This window comes from Vibrio sp. Hal054, assembly GCF_037162405.1.
GTDB classification, from domain to species: domain Bacteria; phylum Pseudomonadota; class Gammaproteobacteria; order Enterobacterales; family Vibrionaceae; genus Vibrio; species Vibrio diazotrophicus.
The window spans coordinates 1,180,308-1,194,947 of the sequence record NZ_JARLUT010000002.1; the positions used below are offsets into that span (position 1 = coordinate 1,180,308).

The following is a 14,640-nucleotide window of genomic DNA, read 5'->3' on the forward strand; positions in this document are numbered from 1 at the left end:
TCGTCATAATTGTACTTCCTTGTTAATCTTCGACTGTAAATTCAGAGGATTCTATATGGACGTAAAAGTCTTTCGTACTTTTCTTGAGTTGGCTCAAGTACGCCATTTTGGTCGTGCTGCTGAAAACCTATATTTAACTCAAGCGGCTGTAAGTGCACGTATTAAACAATTAGAAAGCTATTTTGACACGCAACTTTTCACTCGTGACCGCAACAACATTAAGTTGACGTCTGCGGGGGAGCGTTTGGTCAGTTATGCCGAGGTCATGGTGACGACCTTGCAGCAGGCTAAATTTGAACTTTCTTTAGAAAATGGTCAAGCGTTGCAATTGACGATCGGTGGTACGCCGAACATATGGGATGCGTATTTACAGAACTGTCTGAGTGTCGTAACCGATGCATTTAGTGGATATGCGTTTATGGCTGAAGTGATGGGTCGCGAACAGTTAAGTCGACAGTTGTTAGAACGCACATTAGACATGGCCTTTGCTTTTGATCAGATTAAAGCGGAAGAGCTGAACTGCAAGAAAGTCGCTGATCTCGTATTAGTACTGGTTTCGACACAAAATGACACATTAGAGTCGGTATTTCAGAATCGCTATGTTTACGTCGACTGGGGTTCGCGCTTTGCGGCAGAGCATGCAGACAGACACCCTAAGGCACCAGCGCCATTTTTACGCACTTCGACAGCGCGTATAGCATTGGACTTCATTTTGGAGAAAGGAGGTAGCGCTTACCTTCCGACATCGATTGTTGAGCCTTTTATTGCCTCTGGTGAGCTCAATTTGATTCCTGGAGTTGAAGAGTGGCATCGACCTGTTTATTTAAGCTATCGTAAAAACAGCTCTACTATCGAAGCTATCGGTCATGTAGAAGAGTTGGTGAAGAAGATCGACCCTCTCACCGCTTATAGTATTCAGAGAGCTGGAGAAGCGAGTTTGTAACTCAGTTTTGGCCTAGTGGATCATTAAACCAAGCGAGTAAATAAAACAAAGGCGAGCATCTGCTCGCCTTTTTATGTTTTGAAGTTCGTCAATTACTGAGATGACTTACTTAGCAGACTGTCTACACTCAATTTGCCAGCTCCGGAGATAGCTAGAGAAACGGATGCCGCCAGTAGTGCTAAACCAAACTCATAGCCGCCGTTAGAGAGAAACAAGCCATTGCTAAAGTGTGTACTGAAGATAGCCACAATCATAGTGAAAGCAAGAACGGCTGCTGCTGGGCGAGTCAGTAAACCGATCAGAATGAATAAACCACCAAAGAATTCACCGCTACCCGCAAGGAATGCCATTAACACGCCTGGTTCTAAGCCAATTGATGCCATCCATTGACCTGTGCCTTGAAGACCGTAGCCACCAAACCAACCGAAAAGTTTCTGTGAGCCGTGCGCCATGAAAATGATGCTAATAGGAAGACGCAAAGCAAGTGGAGCAAATCCTGCATTTGATGCTAGGAGTTTTTTAAGAGCTGACATATTTATATTCCTCAAAGTTCAAAACTTTCGAATAAGTTTTGATGTTGTCTGTAACTGTTGAAATGAAGTTTAGTAGACGATTGTGTATTTGATAATCGCTATTGATTGACTTTGTTGTTTGAAAAATTCGAATGAACTTTTAGTCTAGTTACGCATCAATGAACAGTTTGTGGAGCATTCAGTTCCGAATATGGCTAGTGTTATGTTGAGAGCATCGTAAACTAATGTTGATTTCAAGATTAAGGATAGTTCATGTCGATAGTAGCGGAAGCCGTTCTAACTCAAGAGCAGTGCCAAAAGGCGCGACTAAGTCGAGACGCTCGTTTTGACGGTCAGTTTTATGTTGCGGTGAAAACCACGGGTATTTTCTGCCGCCCTATCTGTCCGGCTAACTTACCGAAAGAAGAAAATGTCGAGTATTTTGTAAACCAAGCACAGGCGCTTCAGGCGGGATATCGGCCTTGTTTGCGTTGTCGCCCCGACAGTGCGCCAAGCTCTTGGGCTTGGAAGGGGTGGAAACCACCTTCATTCGCGCCCTATCTATGATTGACAGTGGTGAGCTGCAAAGTCATAAGCTTAGTGAGCTGTCAGACCGTTTAGGAATATCCGATCGTTACTTGCGTCAGCTCTTTCAAACACATCTCGGAATGTCGCCTAAACAGTATGCGCAGTATCATCAACTGATGTTTGCCAAACAACTGCTACACAACAGCAAAATGTCGATAACCGATATCGGCTTTGCTTGTGGCTTTAACAGCACACGGCGGTTTAATGATGCTTTCAGTAAAGTATTGCAACTGACACCTTCTCAGGTACGTAAAGAGCGCGCCTGCGTCACTGCTAAAAATCAGCTCTCACTGGCTTTTAGAGGGCCTTTTGATTGGGCACATATGTTGGCATTTTATCGTTTGAGAGCGATTCAGGGGCTAGAAACGGTTGATGACAACAGCTACGCTCGGCACGTTAGATTGGGCCAAGGAAAGGGCTGGTTTAAAGCTACGAAAAACTCAGAGACACACCTAGATGTTGAGTTTGAACTGGAATCTATGACGGATCTGCGGCAGTTGGTGGTGAAGCTCAGACGTTTGTTTGACTTAGATGTCGATATCGTCGCGGTTGAAACTCAAATAGAGCAGGCTGCTCCGGGGCTAATTAAAACTTCTGGTATTCGAATTCCGGGAGTATGGAATGTATGGGAAGCGGGTGTCAGAGCGATATTAGGTCAGCAGGTTTCGATTAAAGCCGCTATTGGGCAGCTTAACTTGCTGGTTGCTCATCTGACACAAGCGAATGAGAGTGCCGTTTTTCCATCTCCTGAGCAGGTAGCCAATGCCGATCTTTCATTTTTACGCATGCCTCAAAGCCGCAAAGATACCTTGAGTCGCTTTGCTCAATACATGCAAGACCATTTTGATGAAGACGTTGAGCATTGGCTCAAATTAAAAGGCATCGGCCCATGGACAGTCAATTATGCACGTTTAAGAGGGTTATCAGACAGTAATTGTTTTCTGGATACTGATCTTGTGGTCAAGAAAGCGCTCGCGGGATACCCGCAACTGAACAAACAGCAAGTAGCGCCTTGGGGAAGCTACGCAACTTTTCACTGTTGGAACCAATAACATGAACTACTACACCTACTACCAAAGCCCATATGGACAGATGACAATACAAGCCAATGATACAGGCTTGCTTGGCGCTTGGTTTGAAATACAGACCACACAACCGCAGGATCTGGGCGCATACAGCGATGATCATGCTATTTTGAATCAAGCTAAGCTCCAGCTAGAGGAATATTTTTCAGGCCGTCGCACTCAGTTTGACTTACCACTGGGAGCAAAAGGTACCGATTTTCAGCAGTCGGTTTGGCAAGCGCTATGCAAAATTCCTTACGGAGAGACTTGGAGCTACCAGCAACTTGCAGATGAAATCGGTAATCCTAAAGCGGTGAGGGCAGTCGGTTTAGCCAATGGGAAAAACCCTATTTCAGTCATCGTTCCGTGCCATCGAGTAATTGGTAAGAACGGTAAACTAACTGGCTATGCAGGTGGCGTTGAAACCAAAGAAAAACTGTTGCAGCTAGAACGATCCAAATAAAAAAGTGTTCTAACTGCAACAGCGAAGTTCTTGCATTCGCTTATAAGAAAATATTAAACAGCGAATGGTTAAGCATGAGATGCAAAGTAATACTCGCGGCATAACCTAAGATGATGACAGGTGCCCATTTCAAATGACCAAAGAAGGTATACTGACCATGGGCCGCCCCCATCAGAGCCACGCCAGCAGCTGAACCAATCGATAGCAGGCTACCACCGACACCGGCCGCCAGGGTCACTAACAACCAGTTTCCAAGTGACATATAAGGCTCCATCGAAAGCACCGCGAACATCACAGGGATGTTATCAATGATTGAAGAGAGAACGCCCACAGTAATATTGGCCCACATAGGGTCCCACTGGGTGTAAATCACTTCTGAAATCATAGTTAGATAGCCTAATAGACTCAGGCCGCCGACACACATGACGACCCCGTAGAAAAACAATAGAGTGTCCCATTCTGCTTGTGAAATTCGTCTAAACACATCGAAAGGCACTACCGAACCAATTCGTTTGAGTGCTGCTTCGTCGTTGTTGGCGATTGCCTTAGCGGTTTTCTTCGCTAGCGACCCTGCCAGAGTTTTACGCAAGAAATAGCCGAAAAATTGCAGATAAGCCAAGCCCATCATCATCCCCATCACTGGTGGGAAATGGAATAAGCTATGGAAACTGACTGCTGTGGCAATGGTTAGAACGAACAACAGTATGATGCGTCTCGCCCCTCGTTTTAGCTCAACATGTTCATTGACGGTATCGGGTGTCTCTTTAGGGACGAAGAAAGACATGATTAACGCTGGAACCATGTAGTTGATGATTGAAGGCAGAAACAGATTTAAGAATTGAGAGAAACTCACGTGTCCTGCTTGCCACACCATTAATGTGGTGATATCGCCAAAAGGGCTGAATGCGCCGCCAGCGTTTGCAGCGACAACAATGTTAATACAGGCGATATTGACAAATTGGCGATGATTTCCTCCGACTTTCAAAACCACGGCGCACATCAGAAGCGCAGTGGTCAAGTTGTCGGCAATAGGGGAGATAAAAAAGGCCAGCAAGCCTGTTATCCAGAATAGTGTTCGATAGTTGAACCCTTTGCTAACCATCCACGCCTTTAACGCATCGAAAAGCCGACGTTCTTCCATTGCACTGATGTAAGTCATTGCGACCAAGAGGAACAACAACAGCTCTGCGTATTCCAAAAGATTGTATTCGAGTGCTTCACGAGCGATCTCCGTCGCCCCTTGTTGCTGATAGACATAGCCAATCATCGCCCAAATGACACCCGCGGCGAGCAATACAGGTTTAGATTTTCTGAGCTTCAAATACTCCTCAAGCGTGACGAGAACATAAGCAAATACGAAGATAGTTACAGCCGCATAACCAAAATAGGAGTGGGTCAAATTCAAACCATGGTTAGCCCCACCAGACGCCATGCTTGAGGCAGAGAATAAGAGGGTGAAAAGGACAAATAGCCAATGGGGCAAGCAACGCATTCTTTTCATTATGGATCCTCGCACTTTTTTACAGCGTTGTTGAAATGTTATGCCTCAGTGTAGAAAGGATTGTATGGCTAGAATGTGAACTCAGTAGATTCTGCTTATAGATATGCTTAATTAATAACCGGAGTGTGAGCTTGGACAAATATTGAAAGAATTCAGTGACGTGATAATGAAACAGCCCATCGGTGGATGGGCTGATAAGCGTTGTCAGTTTAGCTCGTTAATCTGGGTTTACCACATGCCCAAAATTTTCCACCATGCGCCGCCCACAAAGAAGAAGATCGGGATAACGATGAGTGAGAACACGAAACCAATCTTCCACCAGTTTTGCAGTGAATGGTAACCAGCACCAAACAGAATAGGAGCAGGACCAGAAGAGTAGTGGGTTGTTGACATATAAAGGTTACTGAAAATACCCAGAACAATAGCCGCCAGCATTGGTGGAGCGCCTGCCGAAATGGCAATCGCAAGGAATGCAGAGTACATAGCGCTGATGTGTGCCATTGCACTCGCCATCAAATAGTGGCTGTAGTAGTAAACCAGCAGCAAAATCGCGATGGTGGCAACCCAACCAAAACCTGATAGTGAGCTGCTTACGTAATCGCCAAACCATTTGATAAAGCCAAGACTGTTAAGTTGCGCTGCCATCATTACCAACACTGCAAACCAAGTAATGGTATGCCACGCTTCTTTTTCACCAAGAACTGCATCCCAGGTGATGGTACGAGTGATCAGCAGGAATACTAGACCTAACAGTGCGGTTACGGTTGCGTGTAAACCTAAAGTCGGACCAAGAACCCAAAGAGTAACCATGCCTAGGAAAGTAATGCCGACCATCCATTCCGCACGACTCATTGCGCCCATGTCAGCAAGGTGCTGTTTTGCCAACGCACGCATTTCTGGTGTTTTCTTAAGCTCTGGTGGGAACACGTAGTACATCACCAGCGGAATCAAGAACAGACATAATGCACTAGGAACGATAGCCGCTAACGCCCATCCACCCCATGTAATTTCAACGCCTTGTTCCTTAGCAAAGTTTGCAGCGAGTGGGTTACCTGCCATAGACGTCAAGAACATTGCACAGGTAATCGCATTACATTGGAAGATACATTGAACAAGGAAAGCACCAATTTTGTTTTCCGTTCCTTTTTCAGGATCAGAGTCATAGGCAGATGCGACAGAGCGGAAAAGTGGAGAAATAATACCGCCACAACGTGCAGTGGTACTTGGTGTCGCTGGAGCGAAAAGAAGGTCCGTTAGGACTAAACCGTAAGCGAGGCCCAGCGAGTTATGGCCCAGCTTCGAGATAAACCAGTAACCGACACGGCGCCCAAAGCCTGTACTGATGAAGCCACGTGAAATAAAGAACGCCGCCGCAATCATCCAAATAGTCGGGTTGGCGAAACCGCTAAGCGCTGTTTTAATCGGCAGCACACCTAAAACGGTACAAGCGACCAGTCCGATTAAAGCCATTGCACCTAAGGGCAGTGGTGCAAGTATTAGGCTAAGAACGGTTATGACGAAAATAACCATCATTTGCCATGCGTTGTCTGTTAAGCCATCTGGTACAGGAACGAACCATAAAATGACGCCGAGTAATGCTAGTAAAAGCAACCTTGAGTTAGCCGAAGAAATCATAATTACCTCCTAAGTTTTCGCTATGTTTATCGCTTCAACCGAGGCATTTACTGTGTAAAATCAATTTCTAGTCATTCGTTTTTTGGTTAACTTCCAGCCTGGGTGTTGGTTCTGGTTTGCTTTGTAAAATGTTTGAAATTAGATGTTTTAAATTCATAAAAATCATTAACTTCATTGCAGTGATATCGCTCGCGTTTCTTATTTCAGGCCAATGCGCACGTTAGGCATTTGTTTCAGCGTCTAAGTGGAAAAATACAATGACAGTACGCTTTATCTCGGACACATTTACCAAGCATCTATTTTGGTTGCTAAGTGCAGCATTGTTGCTCGTTGCAACTGGTTGGTGGATTTACAGCGCCTATCAATTGCAAGACGTGCTTACACGCCAAATTTCGTTGCGTGCGCAAGTTCAATCGCAGCAGTTGGCCAAAATGCCGAGTTTAATTACAGCCGTTGAGCAAAACGATTATCAACAGGTCAGTTCGCTTATTGAGACGTTTGATTCGGTAAGTGATGCTGATTTCATTACGGTGAGCAATCATCAGGGGATTCGATTGGCTCACCCTGTATCTGAGCGTGTTGGCTTACCAGTTACGGGGGGCGATATCGATGACGCGCTTTTGCTCGGCAAATCTTATCTTTCCTATGCTTCTGGTTCATTAGGGCCTTCTGTCCGCTATATTTCTCCCATTTTTAATGCTGACCAACAGATCATCGGCATGATCAAGGTCGGCTATTTACTCAATACATTAGAGATGTGGAACAGCAAACGTCTGGCGGGATTATTGATGTTCGGTCTGTTTATTCTTGTGGTTTCTATTGGCTTAGCAAGCCGTTTCTCAACCTACGTAAAGCAGAATATGCAGCATATGGAGCCGTGGGAGCTAAAACAGACACTGGTGACGCAACAAGGGGTATTACAAGCGACTCACGAAGGTTTGCTTGCCGTGAATAGTAATGGGCGAGTCTATGTCGCCAATGATTCTGCCAAGAAGCTGCTCGGTATTCATCGGAAAATGTTGACGACTAACATTGAGGACTGGGTGGATGACAGCGCTTTGTTTGCTTTATCTGGTGAAGACTTTCTCGATAAATTGGTGCGGATCAATGGTCAAAACTGTGTTATGACCCGTGTAACCATCCCGATGTCTCGTAGTGGCGAACAAGGCGCGGTATTTAGTTTACGTGCGTCAGAAGAGTTGCAAGCACTATCCGAGACCCTTAGTCAGGTTGGACAATATATCGAGAGTTTAAGAGTGACTCGCCATGAGTATCAGAACAAGCTTTCTATTCTAGCCGGACTATTACAACTTGGTCAGTATGAGCAAGCGCTGAATGTGGTGCTAAACCAGTCGAGAGCGGATCAACAAGGGCTTGATCAACTCAAATCGTTTGCTCTATTCCCTCAGCTTTCCGCCTTGTTGCTGGCAAAATTAATCAAAGCGAAAGAGCGCAAGATAGAGTTATTGTTGCCAAATGACGAACATTGGCAGCAGATGCCAGACAAACTGACTCAGGATCAGCTTTGTTCCGTGGTGGGTAACTTGTTAGATAACAGCATGGATGCCTTGCAGGGACAAAACAACGGCAGAATCGAGTTGGAAATGTGGCAGTCGTCGTTTGAGTATGGTTTGTCTGTCACAAACAACGGCACTGAGATTACACAACCTCTGGATGATCTAACCACATTAGGTTACACCACTAAATCGGATTCAAAAGAACACGGAATCGGGCTTTATTTGACACAATCCATCATCGAAGCCGCCAATGGACACATTGAGTTGGACAGTGACGCGCAAGCCACATCATTTACTTTGTATTTTCCCAAGAATAAGGAGGCCGAATGCTGAAAGTCATGATCGTTGAAGATGACAGTGAGATCGCAGCATTACATGCGCATTTTATTGCTAAAGAGCCTTCACTGAAACTCGTTGGGATTGCCGTTTCATTTGGTATGGCAAGGGAGATGATGGAAATAGCCAAGCCAGATTTGGTCATCGTTGACAACTATCTGCCTGATGGACGAGGTGTCGATTTGGTTTATGAGTGGCTCAAGCTGGATCACAAACCAGAGTGTATTTTGATTACCGCAGCCAATGATGCTCAAACGGTCAACTTAGCGCATCGCTATGGAGCGTTCGACTACTTAGTCAAACCAGTCGATTACCAGCGTCTATCTCTGAGCCTGAACAAATTTATTCAAGTGCGCCAGCATTTATCTCAAGCTAATAAGTTGCACCAGAGTGAGTTGGATAGCTTGTTTTATCAAGCGCCAGCTACTCCTGAAGTAAACAACAGCACGGACGAGTTTACTCTGAAGCAGGTTGTTGCTCAGTTTGCTCATGCTCATGTGGAACAAACCGCCAGCAGTGTTGCGGAGATGATGAACATCAGTAAAAGTACTGCCCGACGCTATCTTGATAAAGCGGTTGATCGTGGTGAACTGACGGCATTTTTAGAGCATGGCAAAGTGGGCAGACCGACACGGGTCTATTGCCGACCTATTGGAATCAAGAAGTAATCAGATTCTAAAAGTAATCAACATAACAATAACCAACAAAAAAGCCCCAAGTGCGAGAGCAACTTGGGGCTTTTTAGATTCACATCAGTTTATCTATGAAGATGAACTTCTTCTTCTTTTTCGCCTGCGTGTGGGTCGTTAAATCTTTCTACATCGAGCGCGTTTTCAGATTTCGCCACGATACAGCTAACACAACAGTCGCCAGTGATGTTTACCGCAGTACGGATCATATCCAGTAGACGGTCAACACCCATGATCAGAGCAATACCTTCCAGTGGTAGACCAACTTGGTTCAGAACCATTGCCAGCATAACCAGACCAACACCCGGAACACCCGCTGTACCGATAGAAGCCAGCGTTGCCGTCAGGATAACGGTTAGGTAATCACCCATAGTCAGGTCGATGTTGAACGCTTGAGCGATAAACGCTGTCGCGACACCTTGCATGATTGCCGTACCGTCCATGTTGACAGTTGCACCGAGCGGAATCGTGAAAGATGCCACCTTGTTATCCACACCGAGTCGGTATTTTGCTGTTTCCATCGTCACTGGAATGGTTGCGTTAGATGATGCCGTTGAGAAGGCAAACATCACTGCGTCTTCCATTTTCTTCAGGAAAGTAATTGGGCTTAAACCTGAGAAGCTTTTTAGCATCACACTGTAGGTGACTAGCCCGTGGATCAGTAACGCTGCTGACAGTACGAGGAAGTACTCAGCAAGGTTCAAAATGGCACCTAACCCAAGACCAGTAAACAGTTTAGCCATCAGGAAGAACACACCGTAAGGGGCAATGTTCATCAGTAAAGCGACCAGTTTCATGATCACTTCGTTCAGATCATTGAACATCGCTGCCACACGTTCACCAGCTTCGCCGGCGGCGCTGATTGCAATACCAAATAACACTGCAAATACGATGATTTGGAGGGTTTTGCCTTCAGCCATCGAGCTAATTGGGTTGGTCGGGAACATATCAATGATCACTTTACCCAATGATGGCGCTTCAGTTGCTGCAAAGGTGCTTGCAGCAGTTAGGTCAGCACCTGCACCTGGCTGGAATACCGTGCCCATGAACAGAGCAAGGGTAATCGCAACTGCGGTGGTAATGATGTAAAACGCGAGTGTTTTACCACCCATGCGGCCTAGTGTAGTGATGTCTTTTAAAGAGCTTGTGCCACAGACCAGTGATACGAACACTAGTGGAACTACAAGCATTTTTAAGCTGGCGATAAAGATTTTTCCACCAACTTCGAACAGTCCGTTGACGATGTAGGCGTCGACGAATGTATTGCCTTCAAACAAGGCTCGAATAATGAATCCAGTTAAAATACCAGCAACCATACCGATGATAACTCGGCTGGTTAAGGATAACGGCTTCTTGGTATCCATTGAGAACACTCCTTATAGTTATGCACTTCGACATTCATTTCGAAGAGGGCGGCAGGGTATCAGCCGAAACGTGAAATCAAAAATCAAAAAGGGGTGTGAAATTTGCGAGTGTGATTACGATCACTGTGTGAGTGGTTGAAATTACCAAAAATTAACATTTATTTAGAGTTTTGAAACAACATTGATTGATTTTTAAGCATAAAATGCAGATTTTGTGAAATATATGCAATATGTTGTGTTGTATCTGGTTATTAAATTGATGCTTAGCTAGCGTTGTTAGCGGCTTAACGGAGTACAAGATCCAAGGTAACTGCTTGAGTAAAATTCAATTTTTAGGATCTGAGCAGGTAAAGAGTCAAGCGAACCGAAGCCCGCTTGACGTCATAGAGACTAAAGAAGCGGTAGGTTAAGATTGGCAGCAGTTTGTTCACCCATTTTTATTAGCGTATCCAATATGTGTTCACCATCCGCACGCAGACCATTGTGTTCATATTGATTGGTGATCCACGCTTTGCTGTTTGGAATGTGCTTGAGTGTTTCGCGGCTAATATCCATCTCAACAAACATATCGTCGGCATACACAGCGCAGCTCATTGGCACTGAGTTGTTTGCAAGAACTTCCGCATCATAAAGGTTCACCCAGTCTTCTTTTTCTGCCAATAGTTGAGCGGCTTCTTTTAGTGGCTTCAAGTTGGTGTAGCTGTCAAACATCCAAGGGAAAACCATTTCGCCAGTAAAGAGGAAAGGTTGTCCAGTTTGATAATTGAACTGAGGGAACTCTTGTCTGACTCGATGCGCAGACCAAAGAGAGGCAAATCCCTGACAGTAAATAGACTCATGCAAAATCGCATAAATAGGGTTGGTCTGGAAATTCTGCTCTATCATCATTGCTTGCAGAAATTCGTAACGTAGCGTCTCTTCGCCTTCAACCGTGATAAAGGCATTTTCCAATGTAAAGTAGGTAGGAATGAAGCTATCACTAACACCAAAGTTAATGCCGATTTGCTGGAACTGCTCAACGGTAAAACGCTGACCTGTGGGTAGCATAACTTCATGGGTTAACAAGTGATCGGCAATACGTTGGCATAGCTCTTGTGCTCTAGGAAATTGAGCAAAGAATGCTGCGTTTTTGTCCTGAGTACGCTGATAAGTTGCGCGATAAACATCGTCCGCATGGCGAGAAATCGAAGGCACACCACCAGTGATGTATGAGCGCAGTAAACTTTCTGGAAAAAGCGACAGATAAGTTAACGAACAGAAACCACCAAAGCTTTGACCTAATATCGCCCACTTATCCTCGTTCCACTGCTTACGAATAAATTCTGCATCGCGGACAATATTATCTGCTCTGAAATGGCTGAGATATTGTGCTTGCTGTTCAGCCGTCATACCTGCCAGTGTCTGATGGTTAATGACACTGCTGTTTCCTGTGCCGCGTTGATCCAGAAGAAGAATGCGAAATTGCTGTAACGCACGTTTCATCCAACCGCTGGTGGCTGTTGCTCTCGGAGAGGGAAAGCCTGGGCCACCCTGAAAATAAACAAGCCACGGCTTGTGTTGATCATCACCGCGAGCGGATGTCACTGAGCGAGCAAACACTTCAATGGTTTGTTGGTCAGGATGCTGGTAATCAAGCGGAACAGAGAATGTATGCGGAGTGTAGAGAACTCCGTTATCGATAAAGCTATGAGCGTGTAGAGACATGGCTGATGATTTATCCTTTGGATTTGTTTTTGCGCACCTTAGCACAACTCCATCATCGGCATAACCGCTCTCAGATACAATTCGTATCTATTAATGAATATGTTCAGTCAGCATCAGCCTAAAAAATAGCGCCAACAGACGGATGCCTATATTAGCAGCGCTATTGTGAAAGATTGAACAGTTGCTGTGAATGGAACTACGCCATCTCATGGCTGAATCGGGTCGACTCAAAACGGTTGAGCAGGCGATGAACAAAGTAGGTCACCAGCAGTGTCACGACAATCGCAAACAGAATGCTGCTAACACGGTAGAGAGCGCTGTAAACCAAGTCACCACCCGGAGTCAGATATTGGCCGAACAAGATTCCAAGTGTTGTTAAGCCGCCAAATCCGGCTCCCGAACCGCTGGACTCTTTGACGTGCATATAGCTGAAGATCATTGCTCCGATCCAGAGAATCGGCACTACAAACAGTAGTAAATCTGACCAGTCATACAATAGAATTTGCCCAAGCAAACCAAATGTCACACCCATTAATGTTCCCATCGCACGTTTACGGGCGTAGCCCATTGCGCCATTCCAGTTCATAGGGAAAAGCAGCAGTACCGTCGTGGCTTGAGCAGATAAGGAGTCACTTAGGTTAAATACCTGAAACACAATAAATGACAGCGTTGCTATGCTTGCGCCCATGATGGCTTCATGGCGCATACGGTGACTTTTCTTGGCTTCCAATGGTCTTGGTGGTGGCTCTCTCGGCTCAACATCTGGAATAAAGAATGTCATTAAGTAGGCGATAGCCACGGAAATAACACTCGCCAGTAAGTTCGTAAATACGAGGTTGTTGATGTCTGTTGTTGGGTAACTGGCAAAGTGCAGCATGATACTCAAACTGATGACGCTATTTGCGCCAAACAAAAACAAGCTGCCTTTTGACATACAGGCAAATTTCATCAGAAATAAGCCAAATACAATCAATGTCATCATGCCCGGATGACCACCAAACAACCCTCCAAGGATGCCGATTTCTAATCCACATACAACGGCGGCTGCAATCAACTGGCGGGCTGCGTGAGCATTCATTACTGGCACCATACCAAGCAAAAGCATTGGCGTAACCGTGAAGAACACTCCATTGTCCCAACCGAACAGTTTACTGATGGTGAAGCCAAGGGTTGCACCAGTGGCAATACGCAGACACTGTCTGAGATCATTCGCAGACAATGGGTGATCCCATAATCTCATGCTACCCCCTAATTAATAGATGTAGTGAAGAGCACTAAGGAAGCGAATTTGCGCTTTAGCCAGCCACGAGAATAGTGAGTTTTCAGGAATGAGCTGAACCGTTGCACGAGCGCCGGACGGCAGATGATCAACCAACTGGCTATCAATCGCTAGGTGAACACGCATGCGCTGTGCATCACGAACCCATCGGTTCGATGTGGTCGGTGTTGCCAGACTACCATCAGCAGCGAATTGTCCCGCACTCACACCGGCATCCAGCGTACTGAGCTGAGCTTCGAATACTTGTCCCGGCTTGCTGTCAAAGGCAACTAAAGCTCGGCTGTTAGACGAAAAATGACGTAAGCTTTTCTCACGAAAATCGGCAATCACATCCACTTCATCTGCAACCAACGCTACAAGGGGGCTGCCTGCGTTTGCGTAAGTGCCATTTTCTAATTGCAAGTTGGTAACAACACCATCGTGCTCTGCCACAACGCGAGTATAAGAAAGGTTCAGTTTTGCTTTATCCAGCTGGTTTTGTGCAACGCGAACACTGACATTGTTATTACCGGTTTCTCCGCGATTAACTTGCAACTGTTTTAGTCGAGCTTGCGCGGCTGCAACGTTAGCTTGAGCGGCTATCGCGGCACTTTGCGCATCATCTTTTAACTGTTGTGAAGTACCGTTGCGAAGGAAAAGAGTATTAAGGCGGTTTGCTTCACGGCGCTTTTGCTCAGCAACGATAACGCTGGCTTTCACGTCTGCTTGTGCAGCGGCGATGGAAGCATCGAGTTGTTCGTTATTTTGCATGACTTGTTTTAGGTTCAGTTCTGCCTGCTCAACCGCTAATTGGTAAGAGGTTGGATCGATATCAAACAAAACATCGCCTTTATTTACAGCTTGGTTGTTTTCCACATAAACATTGGCAATTTTACCGCTGACTTGAGGGGCAATTTTTGTGACGACGCGGGTCGCCATGGCTTGAGGTGTCAAAGGCATCGCTAAATCCGCAATAAGGAAATAGGCGAATACAAAGACAAACCCGAAGCAGGAATATTTTATCCAGCGAGCGAATTTTTGATCTGGTGTCATGATGTAAAACTTC

11 protein-coding genes and 1 pseudogene are annotated in these 14,640 nt (G+C 45.5%); 5 read left to right on the forward strand and 7 right to left on the reverse strand.

Annotated features, from left to right (window positions below; genetic code table 11):
* The first annotated feature begins 55 nt into the window (after nucleotides 1-55).
* Entirely contained in the window at nucleotides 56-943 is an 888-nt protein-coding gene (locus tag P4S58_RS21350) for a LysR family transcriptional regulator (RefSeq protein WP_042479672.1), read from the forward strand.
* A gap of 92 nt (nucleotides 944-1,035) precedes the next feature.
* Here the strand turns inward: P4S58_RS21350 and P4S58_RS21355 are convergent, their stop codons facing one another.
* On the reverse strand, nucleotides 1,036-1,476 hold the full coding sequence (locus P4S58_RS21355) for a DoxX family protein (protein WP_042479673.1): 441 nt from the start codon (nucleotides 1,474-1,476) through the stop codon (nucleotides 1,036-1,038).
* A gap of 252 nt (nucleotides 1,477-1,728) precedes the next feature.
* Between P4S58_RS21355 and P4S58_RS21360 the strand changes: the two are divergent.
* A pseudogene (locus P4S58_RS21360) lies at nucleotides 1,729-3,095 on the forward strand (DNA-3-methyladenine glycosylase 2 family protein).
* A 1-nt stretch (nucleotide 3,096) separates the two neighbouring features.
* A complete protein-coding gene (locus P4S58_RS21365; protein WP_337165638.1) occupies nucleotides 3,097-3,570 on the forward strand; it encodes a methylated-DNA--[protein]-cysteine S-methyltransferase in 474 nt (157 codons plus the stop codon).
* Between the two features lie 40 nt (nucleotides 3,571-3,610).
* Here the strand turns inward: P4S58_RS21365 and nhaD are convergent, their stop codons facing one another.
* Nucleotides 3,611-5,062 carry a sodium:proton antiporter NhaD gene (gene nhaD / locus P4S58_RS21370; protein ID WP_443089032.1) on the reverse strand — a complete coding sequence of 484 codons (1,452 nt, stop codon included), beginning with the start codon at nucleotides 5,060-5,062 and terminating at the stop codon, nucleotides 3,611-3,613.
* A 237-nt stretch (nucleotides 5,063-5,299) separates the two neighbouring features.
* Nucleotides 5,300-6,706, reverse strand: a complete 1,407-nt coding sequence (locus tag P4S58_RS21375; RefSeq protein ID WP_042479679.1) for an anion permease — start codon at nucleotides 6,704-6,706, stop codon at nucleotides 5,300-5,302.
* A 257-nt stretch (nucleotides 6,707-6,963) separates the two neighbouring features.
* On the opposite strand from P4S58_RS21375, the gene P4S58_RS21380 reads away from it, so the two are divergent.
* Nucleotides 6,964-8,556 (forward strand): sensor histidine kinase, encoded by a 1,593-nt coding sequence (locus P4S58_RS21380; RefSeq protein ID WP_337165639.1) that lies wholly within the window; start codon nucleotides 6,964-6,966, stop codon nucleotides 8,554-8,556.
* Nucleotides 8,550-9,227 (forward strand): response regulator, encoded by a 678-nt coding sequence (locus P4S58_RS21385; protein ID WP_042479680.1) that lies wholly within the window; start codon nucleotides 8,550-8,552, stop codon nucleotides 9,225-9,227. The genes P4S58_RS21380 and P4S58_RS21385 overlap by 7 nt, the downstream gene beginning before the upstream one ends.
* Nucleotides 9,228-9,316: 89 nt before the next feature.
* Here the strand turns inward: P4S58_RS21385 and P4S58_RS21390 are convergent, their stop codons facing one another.
* The 4 genes from P4S58_RS21390 to P4S58_RS21405 form a co-directional block, all read right to left on the reverse strand.
* Nucleotides 9,317-10,612, reverse strand: a complete 1,296-nt coding sequence (locus P4S58_RS21390) for a dicarboxylate/amino acid:cation symporter (protein ID WP_102962240.1) — start codon at nucleotides 10,610-10,612, stop codon at nucleotides 9,317-9,319.
* Between the two features lie 390 nt (nucleotides 10,613-11,002).
* Nucleotides 11,003-12,316, reverse strand: coding sequence for an alpha/beta fold hydrolase (locus P4S58_RS21395; RefSeq protein WP_269349327.1), 1,314 nt, complete (start codon nucleotides 12,314-12,316; stop codon nucleotides 11,003-11,005).
* A 196-nt stretch (nucleotides 12,317-12,512) separates the two neighbouring features.
* Nucleotides 12,513-13,556, reverse strand: a complete 1,044-nt coding sequence (locus P4S58_RS21400) for a DUF2955 domain-containing protein (protein ID WP_112404142.1) — start codon at nucleotides 13,554-13,556, stop codon at nucleotides 12,513-12,515.
* A 12-nt stretch (nucleotides 13,557-13,568) separates the two neighbouring features.
* Nucleotides 13,569-14,627, reverse strand: a complete 1,059-nt coding sequence (locus tag P4S58_RS21405) for an HlyD family secretion protein (protein ID WP_337165643.1) — start codon at nucleotides 14,625-14,627, stop codon at nucleotides 13,569-13,571.
* Nucleotides 14,628-14,640: the final 13 nt, after the last annotated feature.